This window comes from Pseudoflavonifractor phocaeensis (assembly GCF_016901735.1).
Taxonomy (GTDB): domain Bacteria; phylum Bacillota; class Clostridia; order Oscillospirales; family Oscillospiraceae; genus Pseudoflavonifractor_A.
This window is the reverse complement of sequence record NZ_JACLZC010000022.1, coordinates 18,045-41,465: the sequence shown is the minus strand read 5'-3', so window position 1 is coordinate 41,465 and position 23,421 is coordinate 18,045. Positions and strand designations below refer to the sequence as shown.

Sequence of the window (23,421 nt, the reverse complement as noted above, 5' to 3'; positions counted from 1 at the left end):
GGACGGCCTCGCACCGGGGGAGGGGGGTCAACGGGGTGAGCACTTCTCCTCTCCCCCTGGCCAGGGCGGTGCCGCCCATGACGCAGTAGGGCACGTCGGAGCCCACCTGAGCCGCCAGAGCAAGGAGCCGCTCCTGTGGGACGTGCAGCGCCAAAAGCTCGTTGAGGGCCAGGAGGACGGCGGCGGCGTCGGAGCTGCCCCCGCCCAGGCCGGCGCAGACGGGGACCACCTTTTCCAGCCGGATGTCGGTGCCGTTCCAGTCCACGCCTGCGTACTCGCACAGGCGGATAGCGGCGGCGGCGGCCAGGTTGGTGGGTCCGGTGGGAAGAAACGGCAGGTTGGAGGCCACCCGGATGCCCTCCGGGCCGCCGGTGGTGATGGTGACCTGATCGCCCAGGGCGACGGACTGCATGACCATGGCCAGGTCATGGTAACCGTCCGGCCGCAGTCCCAGGACGTCCAGGGTGAGATTCAGTTTTGCCGGAGCCAAACGCTGGATGGATGCCATGTCGCTCCCTCATTTCTCTGAATTGGGGTGTCAGCGGATCTTGCGGGCCTCCAGGTAAAAGCGCTTATCGTGGGCCTGTCCCATGGAAAAGGTCTTGCGGGGGAGGACGCCGTCCCGGACGATGCTGCCGAAGAAGCTGTCCTTGTCGATGACGGGCAGGAGGAAGCCCAGGCAGCCGGGCCGGTCGGCCAGGGCGCGGAGGACGTCCTCGCCGTGGATATAATCCATGCTGCCGCCGTTGTGCTGGATATAGCGGTCCAGGAAGGGCTGGAGGGCAGCCAAAGGCAGCTGGGTTGTGGGGTGGGGGACGGTGATGTCTCCCTCTCTGCCGTGGGTCACATAATGGAACACGTGTCCCTGACCCACGCCGTCGTAGGCTCCGGGGAAGGCCTCCTTCAGGGCGCCGAGCACCCGCTCCGGCTCCACGCCGCAGAGAATGCGGTGGACGGGGGCAAAGACCAGGCTCTCATCGTGCAGGTTGGTGATCTCCACCAGGGCGTAGCGGGCGGGGAGGCCGGCCCGCTGATCGGCGGGGACCAGGCGCTTTTGCCGCTCATAACACTCCTTGGCGGTGGCCAGAGAGTGGTTCCCGTCTCCCACGGCGTAGGCCAGAACGGGATGGTCGCCGTAGCGGCTTTGGAAGGTCTTGGGGTCCTCCAGCCCCCGGATGGCGGCGGCGGCGGCGGCCAGCTGATCCGGTCCCAGCCGCCAGCCGGTCAGGTGTCCGCCGCCCTCCATGAGATCGAAGTCATAGAGGCGTTCCATCCGGTCCTTGGCGGCGGTCAGGGGGTCAAAGAGGGTATTTTTCGGGTCGTCCACCAAAATCATGGCGTGGGGCAGTTCCAGGGGCGCGTTTTTGCGCACCGCCACCCGGGGCGGGATGCGGGAGGGCACCACGCCCTCGGTGGAGCGCACCAGGGTCTGGGCGGAGCGCTCGTAGTCATAGCGCTCCAGATCCAGCTTGCCCACCAAGCCCCGGCGGACGCCCCCGTCCCGGAGACGGCGCTCCACATAGATCATGGTCTCCCCCAGCTGCTCAAAGCGTTCCTCCCGGAGGTAACGGGTCATGGTGTTGTTGACCTCCACGATGTCGGTCTCCACATTGGGGCCGTCCAGGCAGCTTTCCGGCAGGATGAGGGCCAGGGTGGAGGGTGCGGTCCCCACGAACGCGGCCACTCTCTGCCAGTACTCGGGCTGGGAGGTATACTGATCGCAGGCCACCACGGACCAGCGCATCAGGTCGCAGTTGCGGGGCAGCAGGAGCTCGGCGGGGGTGAAGGCAAGTCCGTCGAATAAATCTTTCATGGTTCTCCTCACTTCCCAGAACAGAGGTTATCAGTGTTCCATGGCTTGGCGAATGGCGGCCAGGAGCTGGTCAAAGGTCTCATAGGCGGGCAGCTCGGGGTGATCGGCCTTGATCTGCTCGGTACTCTTGAAGAGGAAGCCGGCCTTGCTGGCCTGGATCATGCCCAGATCGTTGAAGCTGTCACCGGCGGCGATGGTGTCATACCCGATGGACTGGAGGGCCTTGACGGTGGTCAGCTTGGACTGGGGGCAGCGCATCTGGAAGCCGGTGATGGTGCCGTCGGGGTCCACCTCCAGGGTGTTGCAGAAGAGGGTGGGCCAGCCCAGCTTTTTCATCAGGGGCTGGGCGAACTGCTCAAAGGTATCGCTGAGGATGATGACCTGACTGAAGGAGCGCAGCTCGTCCAGAAATTCCTTGGCCCCGGGGAGGGGCTCAATGGTCCGGATGGTGTCTTGGATCTCCTTGAGACCCAGGTGGTGATCCTTCAAGATGTCGATGCGGAAGCGCATGAGCTTGTCATAGTCTGGCTCATCCCGGGTGGTACGCATGAGCTGAGGGATACCGGCGGCCTCTGCGAAGGCGATCCAGATCTCGGGGACCAGAACGCCCTCCATATCCAGGCAGGTGATAAACATGGGGGACCTCCTTCTATCGGTTTTCGATCGGTTATTGGGCTTGTTGTCTGGCCTGCTTTTTGCGCAGGTTGTTGAGGAAATTGTCCATCCGGGTGAGGGCCTCGGCGATGTCCTTCATGCTGGTGGCGTAGCAGCAGCGGACGAAGCCCTCGCCGCCGGGGCCGAAGGCGTTGCCGGCGATGACGGCCACCTTCTCCTCCATGAGGAAGCGCTCGCAGAACTCCTCGGAGGAGAGGCCGGTGGGACGGATGTCGGGGAACACATAGAAAGCGCCTCTGGGCTCGAAGCAGGGCAGGCCGATGCGGCGCAGGCCCTCCACCAGGTAGCGGCGGCGGCCGTCGTACTCGTCCCGCATCCGCTCGATGTCGGCGTCGCCGTTGCGCATGGCCTCGATGGCGGCATACTGGCTGGTGGTGGGGGCGGACATGATGCCGAACTGGTGGAGCTTGAGCATCTGCTGAATGATGGGGGCGGGCCCACAGACGTAGCCCATGCGCCAGCCGGTCATGGCGTGGCTCTTGGAGAAGCCGTTGACCAGGATGGTGCGGTCCTTGAGCTGAGGCAGGTTGGCGGGGGAGACGTGGTGCTGGCCGTAGGTCAGCTCGGCGTAGATCTCGTCGGAGAGGACCATAATGTCGGTGCCCTCCAGGACCTGGGCGATGGCCTCCAGGTCGGCCCGCTCCATGATGCCGCCGGTGGGGTTGTTGGGGAAGGGGAGGACCAGCGCCTTGGTCTTGGGGGTGATGGCGGCGCGGAGCTCGTCGGCGGTGAGGCGGAACTCGTTTTCGGCCTTGGTCTCCACGTAGACGGGGGTGCCGCCGACCATGGAGGTGAGGGGCCCGTAGCAGACGAAGGAGGGGACGGGCACGATGACCTCGTCGCCGGGGTTGATGAGGCAGCGCAGGGCCAGGTCGATGGCCTCGCTGCCGCCCACGGTGACGATGACCTCATGGGCGAAGTCGTACTGGAGGTCAAAGCGGCGGTTGAGGTAGGCGGCGATCTCCCGGCGGAGCTCGGACATACCGGCGTTGGAGGTATATTTGGTAAAGCCCTTTTCCAGGGAGTAGATGCCGGCGTCGCGGATGTGCCAGGGGGTGATGAAGTCGGGCTCGCCGATGCCCAGGGAGATGGCGTCCTTCATCTCCTCCAAAATATCGAAAAACTTGCGGATGCCGGAGGGCTGGACCTCCTGGATTCGCTTGGACATCAATTGCTCATAGTTCATACGAAAATCCACTCCCTCTCCTGCTCCTCGCGCTTTTCAAAAATGAGGTGCTTTTCTTTGTATTTTTTGAGGATAAAGTGGGTTGCGGTGCCGGTGACGCCCTCCAGGGTGGCCAGGCGCTGACCCACGAACTGGGCCACCTCCTTCAGGGTACGGCCGGAGATGATGACGGTCAGGTCAAAGGCGCCGGACATCAGGTAGACGCTCTCCACCTCGTCATACTGATAGATCCGCTCGGCCACCCGGTCGAAGCCCTCGTTGCGCTGGGGGGTGACCTTGACCTCGATGAGGGCGGTCACGCTCTCCCGGTCGGTCCGGTCCCAGTCCACAATGGCCTTATAGCCCAACACGACTTTATCTTCCTCATAGGCGCGGATGGCGTCCTTGACCTGCTCCTCGGACATGCCGGACATGGATGCCAACTGTGCGGTGGTGAGGGTACAATCTTCCTCCAGCAGCTGCAACAGCTTTTTCATAGATGCGCGCTCCTCTCTTTGGGGTGATGCACTCCAGGTTATGATTTTTTCATTATACTCCAATAAATGCGGCAAAGACAATACTTTGCCTTTGTAAAGCGGGGAAGAAGGGCGAGATGCACAAAATTCTTTCTCTATTTTAATCCATTTTGTTGAATATTTCCAGCCTAACCCGTCGATTTTTCTCCCGGGGCAAAGGGGCAAAAAAAGCTCCGGTCCCGGACCAACGGTCCGGGGCCGGAGCATGGCCGCGGCCTGCGCAGCCTCTCCGCCGCGCCGGTTCTCCCCGGCCGCTAGGGCTGGGGATAGGTGCGGGTACAGATCTGGCGGATCATCTGCCGGATGGCGCGCAGATCCGCAAAGGTATCGGGGCGTTTGGCGGGGTCGCGGAGCAGGGCGGCGGGGTGATAAATGGCGGTCATCCGGACCCCGGCCTTTTCCACCCACTGCCCGTGCTCCTTGGTGATCTTATAGTCGGGCCGGATGAGGCGCATGGCGGCGATCCGTCCCAGGCAGACAATGATTTTCGGCCGGATCAGGGCCACCTGGTTGCGCAGGTAGCCGATGCAGGCCTCCTGCTCGGTGTTCAGGGGGTCCCGGTTGCCCGGCGGGCGGCATTTGACCATGTTGCCGATGAAGATCCGGCTTCGGTCCAGGTCGATCATCTCCAGCATCTGGTCCAAAAACTGTCCGCCCCGTCCCACAAAGGGCCGGCCGGTCAGATCCTCCTGCTCGCCCGGTCCCTCGCCCACGAACATGACCTCGGCGTCCCTGGGTCCCTCGCCGAACACCACGTTGGTGCGGGTCTGGGCCAGGGGGCAGCGCTGGCAGGACTGGCACGCCGCGTAGAGCGCTTCCCAGCTGAGCATAGCCTCTCCTCCTTTCGGTCCTATTGTACCACAAAGGACCGCCGGGAGGAAAGCGGCTGGGTCAGGGCTGGGGCAGGCGGTCGTCCTCCCCCTTGTGGATGCGCACCGCCAGGCCGGAGAGGGCCACCAGGGCGATCAGGTTGGGCAGGACCATAATGCCGTTGAAGAAGTCGGCCATATTCCACACCAGATCCAGCTTGAGGCAGGAGCCGATGACCACGCACACCACCACGATGGCGGCGTAGGCCTTAACGGCCTTCTGTCCGAAGAGGTAGCGGACGTTCTGCTCTCCGAAGAAGTACCAGCCGATGATGGTGGAGAAGGCGAAGAAGAACATACAAATGGCCACAAAGGCGTTGCCGAAGGAGCCGTACAGGCTGCGGAAGGCGGTCTGGGCCAGGGCGGTGCCCTGGGCGCCGCTGTCCACGGCGTTGGTGGTGAGCATCACCAGGGCGGTGAGGGTGAGGACGATAAAGGTGTCGATGAACACGCCGATCATGGCCACCACGCCCTGGTCCTGGGGCTTGTCCACCTTGGCGATGGCGTGGGCGTGGGGGGTGGAGCCCATGCCGGCCTCATTGGAGAAGAGGCCCCGGGCCACGCCGTAGCGCATGGCCTCCCGCATGGTGATGCCGGCGGCGCCGCCCAGCACGGCCTGGGGGTTGAAGGCGCCCTGGAAGATATGGACGAAGGTGGCGGGGATGTTGCGCCAGTTGGCGATGATGACGATGAGGCTGCCCACGATGTAGATGGCGGCCATCAGGGGGACGATCTTCTCGGTAACGGAGGCGATGCGCTTGACGCCGCCCAGGAAGATGAAGGCGGCCACGGCGGCCACGATGAGGCCCACCGCAATCTTTGGGATGCCGAAGGCGGTATAAAAGGCGTCGCTGATGGAGTTGGACTGGACCATATTGCCCATAAAGCCCAGGGCCAGGATAAGGGCCACGGAGAAGAAGCCGGCCAGGAATTTGCCGAACTTGTTCTGGAAGGCGGCGCGGATGTAGTAGACGGGTCCGCCCACCACGTGGCCGTTTTCGTCCTTGGTCTTGAAGCGCTGGGCCAGGATGGCCTCGGCGTAGATGGTGGCCATGCCGAAGAAGGCGGCCAGCCACATCCAGAAGATGGCGCCGGGGCCGCCGGAGACCAGGGCGGTGGCGCAGCCGGTGATGTTGCCGGTGCCCACCTGGGCGGCGATGGCGGTGGCCAGGGCCTGGAAGGAGCTCATGCCGTCTTTACTGGCCTTTTTGCCAAACAGGTTGAAGCCGCCGAAGAGACGGCGGCAGCCCTCGCCGAACTTGCGCACCTGCACGAAGCCCAGACGGACGGTAAAGAAGATGCCGCCCAGCACCAGCACATAGATGAGGATATTATCCCATACAAAATCGCTGGCGATTTTGACGACGCCGGCCAATTGGTCCGATGCCGTCACCAAGTTGTCCCAAATCAGATCCAAATCCATGATAACCGCTCCCTTTCCTTTGGTCCGGAGCCCCCGGACGCCCGCGCACGGCGCACGCACGCGCTCCCACAGCGGACAAAAGAGCGTAAAAAAAAGCCGGGCCCCCATGGGGTTCCGGCTCTGATCTGACCATATGAAGCGGTCGTTTCCTCTCTGTCCTTTTGCCTGAGAGATCGGCGCTGCCGCCTTACACCTTCGGCACCCGAAACCGGGTTTCTCCAGAGCCTGCCGCCTGCGGACGACATTCGTGCGTCCATGGCGGTCCTTTTTGACTGTGCCCACTATGATAACCCATCTTGCCGCCTGCGTCAAGGGAAATCTTTCTAAACCGAAGCGTTTTTGTTTTCGGCCAGCAGGGCGCGGATGGCCTGGGCCACTCCGTCCCGGTCGTTAGGGGCGGTGACCCGTCCCGCCCGCTCCTTGACGTGCCTGGGTGCGTTGCCCATGGCGATGGGCATGGCCACGGCGTCAAACATGCCCAAGTCGTTGTCGTTGTCGCCGATGCCGGCGGTCTGCTCCATGGGCACGTCCAGCAGCCTGGCCAGGGCCCGGAGGCCGGTGCCCTTGTCCACGCCGGTGGGGACGATCTCCAGGTTGTTCCACCCGGAGGAGGTGAGGAAGAGCCCGTCCATCTCCTCCAGATGGGGGCGGACGGCGTCGAACTGGCCGGTATGGACGGCCTGGGCATAGATCTTGTTGACCGGCATGGTATTGTGGGCAAAGAAGCCGGCCAGGGTGGGCCTGACCTGCTTATAGCGGTGAAAGCCCGGCGACTCATAGCTGACAAAGAGGTCGTCGCCGGTCTGATCCACCCAAAGGCCGTTGTCGGCAAAGACCAGCAGGCCGAAGCCGTGGGCTTCCAGGGCCTCCATGGCGGCCACGGCCTGCTCTCTGGGGAGGGTCCACTGCTGCAAGTTGCGCTTTTGGGCGCAGTCGGCCACGGCGGTGCCCCCCTGGCAGACCATACGGCTGTCGCAGCCGGACAGGGGCACCAGGTGTTCGGCCTCCTGCCAGGAGCGGCCGGTGGCCAGCACCACATAGACCCCTTCCGCCCTGGCCATTTGGATGGCCTGTCGGGTGGCGGGCGTGACCTTTCCGTCCGGGTCCAGCAGGGTGCCGTCCACGTCCAGGGCAATGAGTCGGTACATGGGTTTGTCCTCCTTTGGCGGCGCGGGGACGGCGCTGCCGTCCCCGCGGTCCCGGTTGTAATAACGGTCAGGGATCAAAGCATGGTATAGAGCAGCTTTGCCACCTCGGCCCGGGTGATGGGGTTGTTGGGGCCGATGCGGTTTTGATAACCGCTGACCACGCCCTGGGCGGTCAGGGTTTCGGCGTAGCTCAGGGCCCAGGCGGGCACGTCGGCGGCGTCGTCAAAGGTCAGGGGTGCGGTGGCGTAGCCCTTGGGCTGGGTACGGCCCAGCACGGTCATGACCTCCACCCGGGTGATCGAGGCGTTGGGGTTGCAGAGGAGGGAGCCGTCAGCGGCGGCGGTTCCCTGGAGGATGCCCAGGCTGTACATGGCCTTGATCTCGTTCCGGCACCAGTCGGGGATGTCGTCCAGGTCGGCAAAGGGCAGCTCCACATCGGCGTAGTCGTTCAGGTCCAGCCCCATCCACCGGGCGGTGAGGGCGAAGAACTCGCCCCGGCTGATGTTGCGGTCGGGCTGGAAGAGGAGGGTACCGTCCGCGCCGGCCACGCCGTTGGTCACCCCGGCGGCGTAGAGGTATTGGGCATAGGAGGCCGCCCAGTGGTCATCCATATCGCCGAAAACGGCGGAGGAAGCGGCGGACACGTCGGCGGAGCCCCGGCCCAGGTTGCCGCTGGCGTCGCTGGCGGTAACGGTGACCCGGTGGGCCTGTCCGTCGCTCAGGGCGGGCACCGTGGCGGTGAGGGTGGAGGTCTCGGCCTTCCAGGTGCCCTGGACGGCCGTGCCGTCCACGGTGAGGGTCACCTGTCCGGCGGCAAAGGTCCGGTCCAGGTCGTCGCTGACCACGGCGGTGACGGTCTGACCCGTACAGGAGACCTGGACGGTGGGGGCAGCGGTGTCCTGCACGTCCTCATTGGCGGAGGTGATCTGGTCGATCCAGATGGTCCCCTCCTGCTGCTCGGTGCCGCAGAGGATCTCAAAGCCGGTGACGGCGGCGGTCTTGGCGGGGAGGGTCACCGACACCCATCTCCAGCCGGTAAAGTTCAGGCCGGTAATGGTGTGGGCCACGGTATCGCCGTTTTCGTCCTGGGTGAGGGCGCTGAGGGTGTTGTCCGAGTTGTCCCCATAGACCCAGAGGCCCAGATAGCGCTCCCCGTCGGGGAGATTAAGGACGGCGTCGGCCACCGCCGCGCCGCCGTCGGCGGTGTTGTACTCCATCCGGAGGCTCCGGCTGCCGCGGCTGACGTGGGTCTGGTCGGTCTCGGCGGCGATGGCGACGCTGTCGGTACCGGCCAGGGTGGTCAGCGCCTCCCCTTCAAAGGTCTCCAGGGTGGAGATATGGCCGGCGATGTTGACCTGGATGGTGACCTGCTTGGTGCCCACCGAGACCTGAATGGTGCCGGAGCCCTTGTCATCGGAGGCGGTAAAGAGGCCGTTTTCGTCAATGGCGCCGATATTCTCGCTGCACGACCAGCGGTAGCAGGTATCCTGACTGGTGAGGGGGAGGTTCCGGTAGGAGGCGGAGGCGGTCAGATCCACCTGCTGGCCGGGGCTGAGGCTGAGGGTGGAGACCTGGGCGCCGTTGTCCTCCCGGGAGACGGTAAAGCTGTCGGGCTGGCTCACCACCTGGACGGAGGCGGTCCCCTCCGCCAGGCCGTCGGTGACGGACACCTCCACCACGCCGGCGGTGCTTCCGGCGGTAAAGAGGCCCTTTTCGTCCACCGTGCCGTCGCCGTTGACCACCGCGTAGGAGAGTTCGTTTTCCAGGCCCTCCATGGGGTAATAGGCGGTATCCAGGGCCGTGGCGGAGAGCTGGAGGGTGGCCCCGGAGAGGAGCAGGTTATCTCTGGGGGCCAGATAGTAGCCGCTCAGCTCGCCGGTGGGCTGGAGGTCGGTGGTGAGGAAGATGGCGGTGGAATTGGCCCGCTGGGTGCCTTCGGAGGGCTCGTTTTCCACGCCCATCCGCTCGTCCACGGGATAGGTGGCCCCCAGGGTGGTGGAGCCGCCGCCGTCCAGGGCCACGGCCTGGACGCATCCCAGCTCAATGAGGCGCTTTGCGGTCTGTTCCAGGGTACAGCCCACGCTGTACCCGTCCTGTCCGCCGTCCAGGGTGTAGAAGATCACGCTGCCGTCGGCCTTGATGCCGATGGCGGTGCGGGCGGTCTGCTTGTTGGCGTTGCTGTCGTTTTGGAAGGTGGTATAATCCACCGTGCCGTTGTTGACCAGGCGGCTGGGGGCGCCGGTGGCGGAGACCGCCTGGGACCAGTCGTTGGCGGTGTCCTTGCTGGTGAAATCCACCTCCACGGTGTCGCCGGGCTGGAGGGCTTTCAGGGGCTCGGTCCAGATCTCGCCGCTCTCGTTGTTGACGGTGAGGATGTACTTGCCCTCGGGGATGTCGATGCCGGCAGCGGACTCCAGCACCTGTTCCACCACAAAGGTCATGCGGCCGTTGATGACCGGCTCATCGCTGCGCACCACGGTTTTGCCGTCGGCCCGGGTAACGGTCTGGCCCAGATTGTCGGTGACGGGGGAGAGGATCACATCCACGCCGGGGCTGGTGTTGTAGGTGGTGGCGGCAAAGTCCCGGTTGAGGAGGGTATAGGCGGTGCTGGCGTTGCGCACCTTGTTGAGACCGCCGTAGATGTAATAGGCCTGTCCGCCGAAGTAGGCCTGGATGGAGATGGCGGGCTTGCTGATGAAGGCGGTACCGTCCTCCCGGAAGCCCACGGCCCAGTACCAGGCGCCGCTGCCCAGGGAGCTGTCGGCGGAGTAGGCCGAGCGGAGGACGCCGTCGGTGATGACGATACCGTTGGGCGCGCCGGTGGAAAAGGCGTAATAATCGCCGTTGATGCCGCCCACCACCCGGTGTCCCTGGTACTCCAGGACGGCGGCCATATTGGTTAGGGTGACCCGGCTGGTGATGTAATTGCCATAGGAGACGGTGGGGACCACGTCCTCATTGGGCGTATAGGTCAAATAGTGTTCGGTGCGCAGATCGGAATAGGTATCGCTCCAAAACTGGCCCTTTGTAATGCCGGTGCCCACCGAGAGCTCGGTGGAAACTTCGTGCAGGTCGTGGCCCAGCGCCACCGAGGCCTGGGCGGCGGGCGCGGCAAGGAACGCCAGGGCCAGGGCGGCGGACAAGACCTGCCGGATGGATTTTTTCATTCTGGTACCTCCATGTGATGTGTGGCCCGGAGCCGGGCGATGGGAGCAGCAACGCCCGGCCCTACTGGGCCGGGCGTTGAGAAACGACAGCTCACAGAGCTTGCCCTTTATGGTAACACAAAGCCTGCGGGTTGTAAACAGGCCGTCGGGGAGTTTTCCCTCAGGGCTTCTGCTCCTGGCGGGCGCGGCGGAGTCTGGGGAGGAGGGAGTCCAGGGCCTCCTTTTCCTGGATCTCCAACAGGGTGCCGATGAGCTGATTGGAGACCAGAAAGCCCTTGGGCGTCAGGTGCCACCGCCGGTCCTCCCAGACCGCCCATCCCATGCGCTCAAATTCCGCCAGCTTTTGTTCGATGGGGTCAAAGTTCATGAAATACTCCCGCCGGTATTCCCACTCCTCCACTCCCCGGGTGGTGCGCAGGCGGAGCATCAGATACTCGCCGCTCCGCTCCCGCTGGGGGATGAGCTCCGACTGATCCACGATGCCGCCCCCCTTCAAAACGCCCTGGATGTAGCGGTCCAGATCGCGGACGAAGGAATAACGCCTTCCGCCGAAGTCGGAATGTGCGCCGGGTCCGAAGCCGATATAGGGTTTTCCAAGCCAGTATTTCAGGTTGTGCCGGGACTGGAAACCCTTTTTGGCAAAGTTGGAGATCTCGTACTGCTGGTATCCGGCCTCCTGGAGGCGGTCTACCATCCAGAGGTACATATCGGCCTGCTGGTCGTCGTCGGGCAGGATCTCGCCCCCGGCCACCCGGAGATAGAGGGGGGTCCCCTCCTCCACCTTCAGGCCGTAGCAGGACAGGTGCTCCGGCTCCAGAGCGATGAGGTCCTCCACCGACTGCTTCCAGCCCTCCATATCCTGTCCGGGCAGTCCGTAGATCAGGTCCAGGCTGAGGTTTTTGATCTTGGCCTCCCGGACGGCCCGGACGGCGTCCTTGGCCTGCTGGAAGGTGTGGGGCCGGTGGAGGGCAGCCAGCTGGGCGTCGCAGGAGGACTGGACCCCCAGGGAGATGCGGTTGACCCCTGCCCGGCGCAGGCAGGTGAGCATTTTCTTATCCACGCTGTCCGGGTTGCACTCCACGGTGACCTCGGCCTCCCGGACCACGTCGAAGCGGCGCTGGATCTCCCCCAAAACCTCTTTGACGCGCTTTGCGCCGAAATAGCTGGGGGTGCCGCCGCCGAAGTAGATGGTATCCACCTGATAGCCCTTGGCCAGGGGCGCGGTCTCGCGGATATGGGCCGTCAGCGCCTTTCGGTAGTCGTCCATCCGGTCCTCCCGGCCCGCCAGCGAGTAAAAGTCGCAGTAATCGCATTTGCTGCGGCAGAAGGGGATGTGAATATAAATACCGAGTTTGCCTGCCATGGCGCTCCACCTCGTCGAAAAAGATCGCGGCGTTTTGAGAAACGCCACGGTAGATGTTATTATACCGCTTTTTTCAGGGAATGAAAATAGCTTTCGTGTCGTTTTTTGGAAAAAGGCGGGATAGATGTAAAATACGCTTGACATCCTTCCCCTTTGCTGGTACCCTTCTTGTAAAGTAAGCTTTACATTTGAAAGCGCCAGGAGGAGGAGATGGCTTGGAAAATCGGATCAGCGCCCTGCGGCGGGCGCGCCGCATCACCCAGGAGGAGCTGGGCCGGGCGGTGGGGGTCACGCGGCAGACCATCATTTCCCTCGAAAACGGCAAATGCAGCGCTTCGCTCCAGCTGGCCCACCGGATCGCCCGGTATTTTGGGCTGACCATCGAAGAAGTCTTTCTGTTTGAGGAGGAATGAGCCATGTTCTGTCAACCGATGGGGCAGAACCAGGTCCGCCGGCTGACGCTGACCGTCTCCCCCCGGCAGGAGGGCGTCCAGGTGGATACCCTGCTGCGCCGGGTGCTGGGGCTGTCTGGCACGCTGGTCAAGCGGGCCAAGCGGACGGCGGACGGCATCCTGCTGGACGGCCAGCCGGTCTGGGTCACGGCCCGGGTCCGGGCGGGGCAAATTCTGTCGGTGGCGGTGGGCGACCCGCCGGGCGCGTCAGGGGACATTGCCCCTGCCCCCGGGCCGGTGGACATCGTGTATGAGGACGGGGACATTTTGATCCTGAACAAGCCCGCCGGGGTGGCCATGCACCCCAGTCCCGGCCACGATTTGGATACATTGGGGAATTTCGTCGTATTTTATTACCATCAGTGTGGACACAGCCCCATTTTCCGGCCGGTAAACCGGCTGGACCGGGGGACCTCGGGGCTTCTGTGCGCCGCCCAGCACGCCTACGCCCACGAGAAGCTGAAGGCGGCCCTGCACACGCCGGCCTTTCAGCGGGTGTATCTGGCGGTGTGCCAGGGAACCCCGCCGCGGGCCGCCGGGGTGATCGACGCCCCCATCGGCCGGGCGGAGGGAAGTTCTCTCCGGCGGGAGGTCCGGCCCGACGGCCAGTCCGCCTGCACCCATTATGAGGTGCTCTCCGTGTCGGGAGGGCGCAGCCTGGTGCGCCTGGTTCTGGACACCGGCCGGACCCACCAGATCCGGGTCCACATGGCCCACATGGGCTGTCCCCTGACGGGGGATTTTCTCTACGGCACAGAGACGGCGGAGATCTCCCGTCCGGCCCTCCATGCCCGCGCCCTGGCCCTCCGCCATCCGGTGACGGGGGCGGCGATGGAATGGGAGTCGCCGCTCCCGGCGGATATGGCGGCCCTGTTATGAGGGCATCAAAAAAGCGGGGTCAGGACAATTTTTCAGGTCCTGACCCCGCTCTTTGTGTTGATTTTGTTGGCACGCCGCCGGTTCTTTGCCCTCAGTGGAACAGCGCCGCCAGGAGGCTGACCCCCAGCCGGACGATGAGCCACACCAGCGCGCCCAGTCCCGCCATATGGGCGGTGTTGGGCTTTTGGTCCTTCCACAGCAGATAGATGATGAGACCGGCCAGCGGGATGAAAAATCCCAGGATCGTCCAGCCGATGCCGCCCCGGTCGGCGGCGCCGGAGGAGGACGGCGTTTCATAGGAGGGGGCGTCGTGCTGAGGCGCGCCGCACTTGGGGCAATAATCGTCCCCTTCCTCCAACACTTTTCCGCATTGTCTGCAAAAAGGCATAGGTACCTCCTTTTGATGCGCTCAGCCCGCCGGCCTTGGACCGAAGAACACCGGTCCCAAAGCGCGGCCGAAGGAATAGGCGGCAGATACCGAGAGGAAAAAGAGCACGATCCCCCCGTATCCGAAAAGGATACCGGTAACCAGCCGTTTTCCGTTGGTGCTCTCATAGCGGGTCCTGGCCTGGACGGTCCCGTCCACGATGAGGGGCAGGAGGAGCGCCGCGGCAATCCAGCCGCTGGGGTGCCAGAGCCAAAAGGTGACCGCCGCCAGCAGCACGCCGATCAGCTCTCCGGTACAGCGGGCGCAGACGGGGAACCGTCTGCCGTGGAAGTGGAAGGAGCGGTCATCCCTGCAATGGCACCCGCAGAGGATGGGGAGCCAGCGGTAAAGCCACAGGATCAAGTTAGTAGTAGTAGCTGCCCATACCCACGATGATGGCCAGGATGTAGAACACCACGCCGATGACCACCGAGATCAGGGCGCCCATACCGGCCGCCTTGGCGGACAGAGGCTTCTGATCCTTCCACACCAGGAAGAGGATCAGGCCCACCAGGGGGATACAAAAGCCCAGGATACCCCAGCCGATGCCGCCGCTGTCGTAGCTGTTGTTATAATTGGGGTTGGGGTAGCCGCCGTTGTTGTAGCCGTTGTTGTTATAGTTCTGCTGGGGCATACCGCCCATATTCTGGGATGCGCCGCATTTGGGGCAGATCATGGTGCCGTCATTGATTTGCGAGCCGCAATTTCTGCAAAAAGCCATTCTTTTACCTCCCAATACAAAGAGATTTGACACACGAACACATCAAACGACAGATGTATAGTTTATTATATCGAATCCCGTCGTTTAATGCAAGGGATTTCCCATAAAAGGCGGGATTCCCCTCTGCAAATCGCTTGTCATACCCGGACGGCGTCCAGCGCCTTTTCCAGGTCGGCGATGATGTCCTCCGGGTCCTCGATGCCCACCGAGAGGCGGACCAGGTCGGGGGAGATGCCGGCGGCGTGGAGCTCGGCGTCGTTCATCTGGCGGTGGGTGGTGGAGGCGGGGTGGAGGACGCAGGTCTTGGCGTCGGCCACATGGGTGGCGATGGAGGCCAGCTCCAGCCCGGCCATGAAGGTCTCGGCGGCGGCCCGTCCACCCTTGACGCCGAAGGAGACCACGCCGCAGGAGCCGTTGGGCATATACTTCCGGGCCAGAGCGTAGTGGGGGTCGCCGGGGAGGCCGGGATACTTGACCCAGGCCACCTTGGGGTGGTCCTGGAGGAACTGGGCCACCTGCTGGGCGTTGGAGCAGTGACGGGGCATACGCAGGTGGAGGGTCTCCAGGCCGATATTCAGGAAATAGGCGTTCATGGGGGCGGGGGAGGCGCCGAAGTCCCGCATCAGCTGGGCGGTGGCCTTGGTGATGAAGGCGCCGCCCAGGCCGAAGCGCTCGGTATAGGTGATGCCGTGATAGCTCTCGTCGGGGGTGGTGAGGCCGGGGAACTTGTCGGCGTGGGCGTTCCAGTCAAAGGCGCCGCCGTCCACGATGGCGCCGCCCACCTGATTGGCATGGCCGTCCATATACTTGGTGGTGGAGTGGGTGACGATGTCGGCCCCCCACTTCAGAGGCTGGCAGTTGATGGGGGTGGGGAAGGTATTGTCCACGATGAGGGGGACGCCGTGGGCGTGGGCCACCCGGGCGAACTTCTCGATGTCCAGCACGGTGAGGGCGGGATTGGCGATGGTCTCGCCGAAGAGGGCCTTGGTGTTGGGCTGGAAGGCGGCGGACAGGTCCTCCTCGGAGCAGTCGGGGTCCACGAAGGTGAAGGAAATGCCCATCCGCTGCATGGTGACGGCAAAGAGGTTAAAGGTGCCGCCGTAGATGGCGGAGGAGGCCACCACATGGTCGCCGGCGGAGGCAATGTTAAAGATGGCGAAGAAGTTGGCCGCCTGGCCGGAGGAGGTGAGCATGGCGGCGGTACCGCCCTCCAGGGCGCAGATCTTGGCGGCCACCTGGTCACAGGTGGGGTTCTGGAGGCGGGTGTAGAAGTAGCCGCTGGCCTCCAGGTCAAAGAGCTTGCCCATGGCCTCGCCGGTCTCATAGCGGAAGGTGGTGGACTGGACAATGGGGATATTGCGGGGCTGACCGTTTTCGGGGCGGTAGCCGGCGTGGAGGCACTTGGTACCGTTGTGGTGCTGGCTCATGTGAGGACTTCCTTTCTGTCGAAAAAATCTGGTTTTCATGGTACGTGACACGGGGGGATTTGTCAACTCTTTTCCAGTGTGGGATCGGCCTCCAGGGGAAGATTCAGGTCCAGACCGGCCTGACTGCCCAAGCTCTCCCCCTGGACCCGCAGCTGGACGGCGGAGACCCCCTCCAGATTGCTGGCCATGGTGTTGACCAGAGAATAGAGCCGCAGCCGGACCTCCGATTCCGTGCCCTGCAAAAGGTCCATAAACCGCTCGGACAGATCCAGATAGCAGACCTCACCCTCGGCCACGCCGCTGAGGAGGAAGCAGTCCTGCACGCCTGGCCCGGCCAGGCTCTCGGAGACCGGGCCGGCGAGCCACGCGTTAAAGACCATATTCACCAGGGAGTCCCCCTCAATGAGCATCATCTGCCGGTACTCCACCCCCAGCCCCTCGCCGGTGGTTCTGGGGAACCAGAGGGTGGCGGTATAGTAGACCGGCTCCTCCTCCGCGCCGGAGAGGAGGAGATCGGCGGGGCGGAGGGCGTCGGCGTTCTGGAAGGGGAGGGTCTCCCCCTCCACGGTGACCCGCACGGCCTCCACCGGCTCCACCTGGCAGAGGGTGAGGGTCAGGCAGGAGTTGGCCAGCGTCAGATCCACGCCGGAGATCCCGCCGTACGGCTCGGAAAAGTCCAGGGTAAGAACCCCGTCCTCCAGCGTCCAGCTGCGCAGCTCGGTCCCCTGGGGGAAGGGGCTGTACTGTCCGCTCTCATAGGGGCCCGCCAGCAGCTGGTCCAGCAGGACCTGTATGGTCTCCTCTCCCTCCTCCACGCGGCAGGTCTGGGCGGAAACGGCGGCGCCGTTGGCGTCCTCGCCGGAGAGGAAATAGACCTCATATTCGGTCTGGCCCTGTTTTTCGCCGGAGGCGGCGCAGCCGGCCAGCAGCAGAGCGGAGAGTCCGGCGGCTGTCAGGATACGAAGCCTCTGTCTCATGGGGTCTCCCCTTTCTCCTCCCGCCACAGCGGGAAGCGCACTTCAAAGCAGGTCCCCTTTTCCGCCCGGCCCCGGACCGAGACCGAGCCGCCGTGGAGCCGGACGGTATCCCGCACGATGGACAGGCCCAAACCGGTGCCGCCGGCGGCCCGGGAGCGGGCCTTGTCCACCCGGTAAAACCGGTCGAAAATTTTGGGCAGATCCTCCTCCGGGATGCCCACGCCGGTGTCCTCCACGCGGAGGAGGACCGTATCGCCGGCGGGTCCGGTCTTGGTCAGGGAGACCAGCACCTGTCCGCCGGGCAGGTTGTATTTGACGGCGTTTTCCATCAGGTTAAAGGCCACCTGATAGATGTCGTCCTCAAGGGCCCAGATGCGGCAGCCCTCCTCCAGCGTCAGGGAGAGGGTCACATTCACCGCTCTGGCCAGGGGGGTGAGCATCCGCTCCACCTTGCGCGCCACGCCGCCCACATCCACCGCCGCGCGGGCCACGGCCCGGCCGCTGTCCAGGCGGGTGAGGGCCAGCAGCTTTTCGGTGATGCGGGTGAGGCGTTCGGCCTCCTCGCCGATGTCGCTGACGAACTCCTGGACGGTGTCCGGGTCCATGCCGTCGTTCTGCAAAATGGAGTCGGTGAGCAGGCGGATGGAGGCCAGGGGCGTTTTCAGCTCGTGGGAGGCGTCGGAGACAAAGCGGCGGCGCACCTCCTCGGTGGTCTGGAGCCGGTCGGTGAGCTCATTGAACTCGTCGGCCAGGAGGGCCAGCTCGTCCCGGCCGGAGACCGAGACCCGGTGGCTGTACTGTCCCTCCCGGACGCTGCGCACGCCCTCCAGCAGCTCGCCCACCCGGCGGGTAACCGCTTTGGAAAAGATGACGCTGAGCACCAGGGCGGCGGCGCACAGCAGGAGGGAAATGGTGCGCAGGTTATCCTGGAAATTCATAAGGAGGAGGGCCTGCTCGCTGTCGTATTCGTAGAGGTAGACCGACCCCAGGGTCATACCACGGTAGACGATGGGGGAGGCGGCGCGGCTGCGGAAGGCGTCCTCCCGGTACTCGGAGCGAAAGACGTCGTTGCCGTGGAGGGCGGTGACCACCTCCCAGAGGAGGGCGTACCGTCCGCTGGCGTTGTCCAGCTGGCTGGTGTCGTAGAGGACCAGGCCGGCGGGGTCGGTGACCATGATGCGGTCCACGCCGGTGAGGCCCAGCTTGGTGAGGTTGGCCTCCACCCCCTCGGCGGTGAGGGCCTCGGAGCCGGCCAGGGTGGAGGTGACGATATCGGCCTGCCGGCGGAGGGTATCCTCTTTGGACTGAAACATCAGGTTTTGGGAGATGAGGACCGGGTAGGTATTGAGAAAGAGGATGAGGGCCACAATGATGGCGCCGTAGCTCAGGGCGAATCTGGCCTGCAGGGAGCGGGCGGGACCTACCAGCCTGCCGCTCCTCTTGTGCCGCTCCAGCCAGGCCTTCCAGCGGGGCTCAGCCATTTTTGAGATAATAGCCCACGCCCCATTTGGTCATCAGGTAGACCGGGTGGGCGGGGTCCAGCTCCAGCTTTTCCCGCAGGCGGCGGATGTGTACGTCCACGGTGCGGTAATCGCCGGCGTACTCGTAGCCCCACACCACATTGAGCAGATTTTCCCGGCTGTACACCCGGTTGGGATTGCGCATGAGGAGCTCCATCAGGTCAAACTCCTTGGCGGTCAGGTCCACGGGCGTCTCGCCCTTCCAGACGGCGCGCTCGTCGGGGTCCAGGGTAATATGGCCCACGGTGAGCCGGCCGCCTCTGGCCTTCTGCTGGGTCATGCCGGCCCGGCGGAGGAGGGCGCGGATGCGGGCCTTGAGCTCCAGGAGGTTAAAGGGCTTGGTGATATAGTCGTCCGCGCCGCACTCGAAGCCCATGAGCTTGTCGGCGTCCTCGCTGCGGGCGGTGAGCATGATAATGGGCACGTTGGAAAACTCCCGGATGCGCATACAGGCCTGCAAGCCGTCGATGCGGGGCATCATCAGGTCCAGCAGGATGAGGTCGAAGGAGCCCCCTCTGGCCAATTCCACGGCGGTCTCCCCGTCGTAGCCCACCTCCACCTGATAGCCCTCGCTCTCCAGGTTGAACTTGATGGCCTTGACGATGACTTTTTCGTCGTCTACCACTAAAACTTTCAAGAATGCTTCTCCTTTCCGGCGGTACGGCTGTCATTCCACCGTGATGTAGTCAATGATATTTTCCAAAATCCCCTCGCCGATGCCGTTCACCCGGGTGATGTCCTCCGGGATGGGGAAGGGGCCGTTTGCCTCCCGGTCGTCCAGGATGGCCTGGGCCCGCGCTTCTCCGATGCCCGGCAAGGTTTGGAGGGCTTCCAGATCGGCGGTGTTGATGTTGATCTTGTCCTGCACCGGCGTGGCGCTGGGGGTGGGGGCGCGCTCCGGGGTGCCGGCGGCGGACGGGATGGGCTGGGCCGTGGCCGCGGTAAAGGCGGAACGCTCCACCAGCACCGGCGGAGGCTCGGCCGCCCCTCTGACCAGCCAGCCGGCGGAGAAGGCCGCGCATAGGGCGGTCAGCACAAGAGCCGCCCCTTCCAAACCGGAAATTTTTCGCATTTTCCCGCTCCTTTCCGTTGCAGGCCGGGTTGGGGTTTGGTATAATGAAAGTCGCATTATGTCACTTGCCGCCACCGGCGGCAGTATTTCGGATATTGTCTAGTATAACATAAATATGGAGCGTTTCCTATGAAAAAAAATCGTATTCTCTCTCTTTTCCTTTCCATGGTCCTGGGGGCCTCCCTGCTGAGCGTCCCCGCTCTGGCCGCCGCCAATCCCTCCACCGCCGCCGAAGGGGAGGTCATCCAGGAGGTGGAGGACCATCAGACCGCCTCGGCCGATCAAAGCCAGATCATTGCCGACATGCACGTGGACGCCGGCTCCGCCATTTTGGTGGACGCCGACACCGGTGAGATCCTCTATGAACAGGACGCCCACACCAAGCGCTACCCCGCCTCCATCACCAAGGTGATGACCTGTCTGCTGACCCTGGAGGCCGTGGACCGGGGCGAGCTGTCGCTGGAGGATGTGGTCACCGCCAGCGGCAGCCTGCACGCCGGCATTGGGGAAAACGCCTCCACCGCCGACATCAAGGAGGGTGAACAGCTGCGCGTCATCGACCTTTTGTACGCGGCGCTGATCCCCTCGGCCAACGAGGCGTGCAACGTGCTGGCCGAGACGGTGTCGGGCAGCGTGGACGCCTTTGTGGACCTGATGAACCAGCGGGCCGCCGAGCTGGGCATGACGGGCACCCACTTTGCCAACACCCACGGCTATCACGACGACGATCACTACACCACCGCCTATGATATCTATCTCATGAGCGCCGAGGCCATGAAATACGAGACCTTCCGCACCATCGTCTCCTCCAAAAACTACACCATGCCGGCCACCAATATGCACGAGGAGCGGATCGTCCGCTCCACCAACGGCCTGATCTCCACCTTTAACGTCACCGGCTACTGGTACGAGTACGCCATCGGCGTCAAGACGGGCTACACTCCCGAGGCGGGCTACTGTCTCTCGGCCGCGGCGGAGAAAAACGGAAAGATGCTGATCTCGGTGGTGATGGACTGCACCCGTGTGGAGGGCACCACCGGCAGCGAGGGCTTTACCTATTTCTCCGAGACCGTTCGCCTCCTCAACTGGGGCTTTTCCAACTTCTCGCAGCAGGTGATTCTGGACGACTCGGCCATGGACTTCCCTGAAATCGCGGTGACGCTGTCCAAGGAAGCCGACTATGTGACGGTCCATCCCAGCGGTGCGCTGACCATCACCCTGCCGGACGACGTGGACATCACCTCCTTTGAGCGGGTGGTGGACTGCCCCGAGACGGTGGAAGCGCCGGTGGAGGCGGGCCAGGTGCTGGGCAAGGTGACCATGACCTACAACGGCCAGGAATACGGCAGTCTGGACCTGGTGGCCAACAGCGCGGTGGAACGTTCGGAGCTTTTGTACCGTCTGGATCAGATCCAGAAATTCTTCTCCCAGCTGTGGGTGCGCGTGGTGCTTATCGTGCTGGCGGTGGTGATTGTGATTCTGATTCTCCGGGCCCTGATTTTCGGCAAGCGCCGCAGCTCCGCCCGTTCCCGTTACTCCGGCCGCCGCCGTCGCTGATTCCCCGATGATATTTATAAAAAAGGCCTGTCGCAGCAATGCGGCGGGTCTTTTTTCTCGCTCTTGACAAAAGAGGTTTGTCCTGATAAACTTCTCCTATAAGGTTTCTTAAAGCAAACCCACTTTTTACAAAGGAGGGATGATTCATGGAGGATTACCAGCTGCACGAGGCGGAATACCGGCTGATGGATCTGGTCTGGTCCCGGGAGCCCATCAACTCCACCCAGCTGGCCCGGCTCTGTCTGGAGCAGTACGGGTGGAAGAAATCCACAGTCTATAATCTCATCCGCAAGCTGTGTGCCCGGGGCTTTTTGGCCAGTGAGGACGCCACGGTGACGGCGCTGGTGGACCGGGGCGCGGTACGGCGGTATGAGAGCGCCCAGGTGGTGGGGCACAGCTTTGGCGGGTCGCTGCCCGCCTTTGTGGCGGCCTTTCTGACGGGGCGCAAGCTGAGCGCCGCCGAAGCCGAGGCCCTGCGCCGCCTCATCGACGAAAGCGAGGAAGGCCATGACTGAGCTTTGTTCCACCCTTTATTCCATGAGTCTCACCGCCTCCGTGGCGGCGGGCGTGGTGATGGCGCTGCGGTGGGCGGTCCGCCGTCTGAAGCTGCCGGCCGCTCTCTCGGTGCTGCTGTGGCTGGTGGTGTGGGTGCGGATGGTGCTGCCCACCGGAGTGCTGACCGCCCCTTTCAGCCTGCTGCGCTGGACCGCGCCGGCGGTAGAGACCCAGGCAGAGGCCATCGTCCAGGTCCTGCCCGCCGCCCAGCCGGTACCGGCGGCGGGGACGGTCCTGCCGGCTGCCGTCTCTCCCGCCTTCCCCTGGTACTGCTGGCTGTGGCTGGGGGGCACGGTGCTTTTGTGGGGCTACGGGCTGGTCCGCTGGATGGCCCTGGGCCGCCGGGTGTCCGACGCCCTGCCCCGCCAAGAGGGCCCCCTTGTCTGGTGGGAGAGCGACCGCATCGACACCCCCTTTGTCTACGGTCTGCTGCGGCCCCGCATTTTTGTCCCTCTGGGGCTGTGTCCGGAGGTCCTCCCCTGGGTGCTGCGCCACGAAAGGGCCCATATCCGTCTGGTTCATCCCCGGCTGAAGGTGCTTTTCTTCGCGGCGCTGGGCCTGCACTGGTGGAATCCGGTGCTGTGGCTGGCGTGGGTCCTCTTCTGCCGGGATTTGGAGCTCCAGTGTGACGCCGCCGTCCTGCGCCGCTGGCCGGAGCAGCGGAAGGCATACGCCTCCGCCCTGCTGGCGCTGGCGTCTCCCCGGCTTTCCCCCTTCTCCCCTCCCTGCTTTGGGGAGACCGGCGTGGGGGCCCGCATCCGTCAGGCCCTCCACTGGCGCCGGCCGGGGGTGTGGGTGCTGGCGGCGGGACTGGCGGTGGTCCTCCTGGTGGGGGCGGGGCTTTTGTGTGACCCGCTGTTTCAGCCTCTGCCCGACCATACGCCGGAAATCACCCTCCATCTCACCGGGGACGGTCCCGGTATGGACAGCGCCCACGCCCTTTCGGTCTCTCCCCAGGGGGAGGCCCCCTGGCCGGAGGCGCTGCCCGCTCTTCACCGGACGGACCCTACCCCCAGTCCCTGGGCGGACCTCTATCTGGACGGCAGCCGTATGCCCGACCGATTCTCCTGCACGGAATACCTGCTCGTAGACGGCCAAGCAACGGAGGGACTCCCGGCGGAGCTCTCCCCTTACGGAAGCGATGCCGGCTGGCTGCTGCGGGTGCGTCCCCGGGGCGGAGAGACCGGCGGACTGGAGACCCGGCTCTATGTGCTGGACTGCACCTGGGAAAGCGGCGGGGACGCTCTGTCCCTCTCCTACGCCTTCCAGCTGACCTTTCCCCGGATGGCTCAGGGCCAGGCGGTGGAGGAGCCCATTCTGGTGGCGGGCGATACCCTGCTCTCCCCCGACGGGGGAACGGCTGCCGTCCCCTACGGGACCTATCTGAACATCACCCATCCGGACCGGAGCGGGGAGGTCTCCCTCACCGCCCACACCGATACCGCCGGTGAGACGGACATCGCCTCGGGCAGCGTCTCGGGCGGCTCCACGGGTACTCAGCTCACCCCCATCGGCGCGCCGGAGGGGACCTTTCCGCCCCAGACTCAGTATTATACCCTTACCTACACCTGGGCGGACGGCACGCAGAGCATTTATACCTTTACGCTGCATATAACCCCGTAATCACGCAATAAGGGCGGACTGCTTCCAAATCCGGAGCAGCCCGCCCTATCTC

General features: G+C 64.2%; 23 protein-coding genes and 1 riboswitch. Of the genes, 5 read left to right on the top strand and 18 right to left on the bottom strand.

Annotated elements, in window-relative coordinates; translation table 11 throughout:
- From ispE to hemW, 10 genes are all read right to left on the bottom strand, one after another.
- Nucleotides 1-508: 4-(cytidine 5'-diphospho)-2-C-methyl-D-erythritol kinase (ispE, locus tag H7U37_RS06665; protein WP_204874602.1), on the bottom strand; the 508-nt coding region annotated here is incomplete at its 3' end.
- Between the two features lie 30 nt (nucleotides 509-538).
- The gene (locus H7U37_RS06660; protein WP_204874600.1) at nucleotides 539-1,813 is read right to left on the bottom strand and encodes a DUF1015 domain-containing protein; all 1,275 of its coding nucleotides are present in this window, start codon (nucleotides 1,811-1,813) and stop codon (nucleotides 539-541) included.
- A 30-nt stretch (nucleotides 1,814-1,843) separates the two neighbouring features.
- The gene (thrH, locus tag H7U37_RS06655) at nucleotides 1,844-2,449 is read right to left on the bottom strand and encodes a bifunctional phosphoserine phosphatase/homoserine phosphotransferase ThrH (protein ID WP_204874598.1); all 606 of its coding nucleotides are present in this window, start codon (nucleotides 2,447-2,449) and stop codon (nucleotides 1,844-1,846) included.
- Between the two features lie 31 nt (nucleotides 2,450-2,480).
- Nucleotides 2,481-3,674, bottom strand: coding sequence for an aminotransferase class I/II-fold pyridoxal phosphate-dependent enzyme (locus tag H7U37_RS06650; RefSeq protein WP_204874596.1), 1,194 nt, complete (start codon nucleotides 3,672-3,674; stop codon nucleotides 2,481-2,483).
- Nucleotides 3,671-4,150, bottom strand: a complete 480-nt coding sequence (locus H7U37_RS06645) for an Lrp/AsnC family transcriptional regulator (RefSeq protein ID WP_204874594.1) — start codon at nucleotides 4,148-4,150, stop codon at nucleotides 3,671-3,673. Before H7U37_RS06645 ends, H7U37_RS06650 begins: the two co-directional genes overlap by 4 nt.
- A 293-nt stretch (nucleotides 4,151-4,443) precedes the next feature.
- A complete protein-coding gene (locus H7U37_RS06640) occupies nucleotides 4,444-5,019 on the bottom strand; it encodes a uracil-DNA glycosylase (protein WP_204874593.1) in 576 nt (191 codons plus the stop codon).
- Nucleotides 5,020-5,080: 61 nt separating this feature from the next.
- Complete coding sequence (locus H7U37_RS06635) at nucleotides 5,081-6,481, bottom strand: alanine/glycine:cation symporter family protein (protein ID WP_204874591.1); 1,401 nt, start codon at nucleotides 6,479-6,481, stop codon at nucleotides 5,081-5,083.
- Nucleotides 6,482-6,624: 143 nt separating this feature from the next.
- Nucleotides 6,625-6,713: riboswitch (glycine riboswitch) on the bottom strand.
- A 91-nt stretch (nucleotides 6,714-6,804) separates the two neighbouring features.
- A complete protein-coding gene (locus H7U37_RS06630) occupies nucleotides 6,805-7,629 on the bottom strand; it encodes a Cof-type HAD-IIB family hydrolase (protein ID WP_204874590.1) in 825 nt (274 codons plus the stop codon).
- Nucleotides 7,630-7,703: 74 nt separating this feature from the next.
- Nucleotides 7,704-10,796, bottom strand: a complete 3,093-nt coding sequence (locus H7U37_RS06625; RefSeq protein WP_204874589.1) for a phosphodiester glycosidase family protein — start codon at nucleotides 10,794-10,796, stop codon at nucleotides 7,704-7,706.
- 160 nt (nucleotides 10,797-10,956) lie between these two features.
- Nucleotides 10,957-12,159: a radical SAM family heme chaperone HemW gene (hemW, locus tag H7U37_RS06620; RefSeq protein ID WP_204874588.1), complete on the bottom strand. Its 1,203-nt coding sequence runs from the start codon at nucleotides 12,157-12,159 to the stop codon at nucleotides 10,957-10,959.
- Between the two features lie 215 nt (nucleotides 12,160-12,374).
- Between hemW and H7U37_RS06615 the strand changes: the two genes are divergently transcribed.
- Together H7U37_RS06615 and H7U37_RS06610 are read left to right on the top strand one after the other, a co-directional pair.
- On the top strand, nucleotides 12,375-12,572 hold the full coding sequence (locus H7U37_RS06615) for a helix-turn-helix transcriptional regulator (protein WP_204874587.1): 198 nt from the start codon (nucleotides 12,375-12,377) through the stop codon (nucleotides 12,570-12,572).
- Between the two features lie 3 nt (nucleotides 12,573-12,575).
- Nucleotides 12,576-13,490, top strand: a complete 915-nt coding sequence (locus H7U37_RS06610) for an RluA family pseudouridine synthase (protein WP_243414261.1) — start codon at nucleotides 12,576-12,578, stop codon at nucleotides 13,488-13,490.
- A gap of 91 nt (nucleotides 13,491-13,581) precedes the next feature.
- Here the strand turns inward: H7U37_RS06610 and H7U37_RS06605 are convergent, their stop codons facing one another.
- The 8 genes from H7U37_RS06605 to H7U37_RS06570 form a co-directional block, all read right to left on the bottom strand.
- Nucleotides 13,582-13,878 carry a zinc-ribbon domain-containing protein gene (locus tag H7U37_RS06605; RefSeq protein WP_204874586.1) on the bottom strand — a complete coding sequence of 99 codons (297 nt, stop codon included), beginning with the start codon at nucleotides 13,876-13,878 and terminating at the stop codon, nucleotides 13,582-13,584.
- Nucleotides 13,879-13,899: 21 nt separating this feature from the next.
- Nucleotides 13,900-14,280, bottom strand: coding sequence for a DUF2085 domain-containing protein (locus H7U37_RS06600; RefSeq protein WP_204874585.1), 381 nt, complete (start codon nucleotides 14,278-14,280; stop codon nucleotides 13,900-13,902).
- Nucleotide 14,281: 1 nt separating this feature from the next.
- Nucleotides 14,282-14,638 carry a zinc-ribbon domain-containing protein gene (locus H7U37_RS06595; RefSeq protein WP_204874584.1) on the bottom strand — a complete coding sequence of 119 codons (357 nt, stop codon included), beginning with the start codon at nucleotides 14,636-14,638 and terminating at the stop codon, nucleotides 14,282-14,284.
- 137 nt (nucleotides 14,639-14,775) lie between these two features.
- On the bottom strand, nucleotides 14,776-16,065 hold the full coding sequence (locus tag H7U37_RS06590) for an O-acetylhomoserine aminocarboxypropyltransferase/cysteine synthase family protein (protein WP_204874583.1): 1,290 nt from the start codon (nucleotides 16,063-16,065) through the stop codon (nucleotides 14,776-14,778).
- Nucleotides 16,066-16,127: 62 nt separating this feature from the next.
- Entirely contained in the window at nucleotides 16,128-17,042 is a 915-nt protein-coding gene (locus H7U37_RS06585) for a GerMN domain-containing protein (RefSeq protein WP_204874581.1), read from the bottom strand.
- Complete coding sequence (locus tag H7U37_RS06580; protein ID WP_204874579.1) at nucleotides 17,039-18,523, bottom strand: sensor histidine kinase; 1,485 nt, start codon at nucleotides 18,521-18,523, stop codon at nucleotides 17,039-17,041. The genes H7U37_RS06585 and H7U37_RS06580 overlap by 4 nt, the downstream gene beginning before the upstream one ends.
- Complete coding sequence (locus H7U37_RS06575; RefSeq protein ID WP_204874578.1) at nucleotides 18,516-19,199, bottom strand: response regulator transcription factor; 684 nt, start codon at nucleotides 19,197-19,199, stop codon at nucleotides 18,516-18,518. The genes H7U37_RS06580 and H7U37_RS06575 overlap by 8 nt, the downstream gene beginning before the upstream one ends.
- Before the next feature lie 30 nt (nucleotides 19,200-19,229).
- Nucleotides 19,230-19,634 carry a ComEA family DNA-binding protein gene (locus H7U37_RS06570; protein WP_204874576.1) on the bottom strand — a complete coding sequence of 135 codons (405 nt, stop codon included), beginning with the start codon at nucleotides 19,632-19,634 and terminating at the stop codon, nucleotides 19,230-19,232.
- Between the two features lie 129 nt (nucleotides 19,635-19,763).
- Here H7U37_RS06570 and H7U37_RS06565 point away from each other — a divergent pair, with 129 nt between their 5' ends.
- From H7U37_RS06565 to H7U37_RS06555, 3 genes are all read left to right on the top strand, one after another.
- On the top strand, nucleotides 19,764-21,191 hold the full coding sequence (locus H7U37_RS06565; protein ID WP_204874574.1) for a D-alanyl-D-alanine carboxypeptidase family protein: 1,428 nt from the start codon (nucleotides 19,764-19,766) through the stop codon (nucleotides 21,189-21,191).
- 146 nt (nucleotides 21,192-21,337) lie between these two features.
- Nucleotides 21,338-21,706, top strand: a complete 369-nt coding sequence (locus H7U37_RS06560) for a BlaI/MecI/CopY family transcriptional regulator (RefSeq protein ID WP_204874572.1) — start codon at nucleotides 21,338-21,340, stop codon at nucleotides 21,704-21,706.
- On the top strand, nucleotides 21,699-23,369 hold the full coding sequence (locus H7U37_RS06555) for a M56 family metallopeptidase (protein WP_204874570.1): 1,671 nt from the start codon (nucleotides 21,699-21,701) through the stop codon (nucleotides 23,367-23,369). The genes H7U37_RS06560 and H7U37_RS06555 overlap by 8 nt, the downstream gene beginning before the upstream one ends.
- Nucleotides 23,370-23,421: the final 52 nt, after the last annotated feature.

Coding starts and splice junctions, on each gene's coding strand:
- H7U37_RS06660 (WP_204874600.1), bottom strand. CDS start 1,813: ATGAAAGATTTATTCGACGGACTTGCCTTCACCCCCGCCGAGCTCCTG.
- thrH (WP_204874598.1), bottom strand. CDS start 2,449: ATGTTTATCACCTGCCTGGATATGGAGGGCGTTCTGGTCCCCGAGATC.
- H7U37_RS06650 (WP_204874596.1), bottom strand. CDS start 3,674: ATGAACTATGAGCAATTGATGTCCAAGCGAATCCAGGAGGTCCAGCCC.
- H7U37_RS06645 (WP_204874594.1), bottom strand. CDS start 4,150: ATGAAAAAGCTGTTGCAGCTGCTGGAGGAAGATTGTACCCTCACCACC.
- H7U37_RS06640 (WP_204874593.1), bottom strand. CDS start 5,019: ATGCTCAGCTGGGAAGCGCTCTACGCGGCGTGCCAGTCCTGCCAGCGC.
- H7U37_RS06635 (WP_204874591.1), bottom strand. CDS start 6,481: ATGGATTTGGATCTGATTTGGGACAACTTGGTGACGGCATCGGACCAA.
- H7U37_RS06630 (WP_204874590.1), bottom strand. CDS start 7,629: ATGTACCGACTCATTGCCCTGGACGTGGACGGCACCCTGCTGGACCCG.
- H7U37_RS06625 (WP_204874589.1), bottom strand. CDS start 10,796: ATGAAAAAATCCATCCGGCAGGTCTTGTCCGCCGCCCTGGCCCTGGCG.
- hemW (WP_204874588.1), bottom strand. CDS start 12,159: ATGGCAGGCAAACTCGGTATTTATATTCACATCCCCTTCTGCCGCAGC.
- H7U37_RS06610 (WP_243414261.1), top strand. CDS start 12,576: ATGTTCTGTCAACCGATGGGGCAGAACCAGGTCCGCCGGCTGACGCTG.
- H7U37_RS06605 (WP_204874586.1), bottom strand. CDS start 13,878: ATGCCTTTTTGCAGACAATGCGGAAAAGTGTTGGAGGAAGGGGACGAT.
- H7U37_RS06595 (WP_204874584.1), bottom strand. CDS start 14,638: ATGGCTTTTTGCAGAAATTGCGGCTCGCAAATCAATGACGGCACCATG.
- H7U37_RS06590 (WP_204874583.1), bottom strand. CDS start 16,065: ATGAGCCAGCACCACAACGGTACCAAGTGCCTCCACGCCGGCTACCGC.
- H7U37_RS06585 (WP_204874581.1), bottom strand. CDS start 17,042: ATGAGACAGAGGCTTCGTATCCTGACAGCCGCCGGACTCTCCGCTCTG.
- H7U37_RS06580 (WP_204874579.1), bottom strand. CDS start 18,523: ATGGCTGAGCCCCGCTGGAAGGCCTGGCTGGAGCGGCACAAGAGGAGC.
- H7U37_RS06570 (WP_204874576.1), bottom strand. CDS start 19,634: ATGCGAAAAATTTCCGGTTTGGAAGGGGCGGCTCTTGTGCTGACCGCC.
- H7U37_RS06565 (WP_204874574.1), top strand. CDS start 19,764: ATGAAAAAAAATCGTATTCTCTCTCTTTTCCTTTCCATGGTCCTGGGG.
- H7U37_RS06560 (WP_204874572.1), top strand. CDS start 21,338: ATGGAGGATTACCAGCTGCACGAGGCGGAATACCGGCTGATGGATCTG.
- H7U37_RS06555 (WP_204874570.1), top strand. CDS start 21,699: ATGACTGAGCTTTGTTCCACCCTTTATTCCATGAGTCTCACCGCCTCC.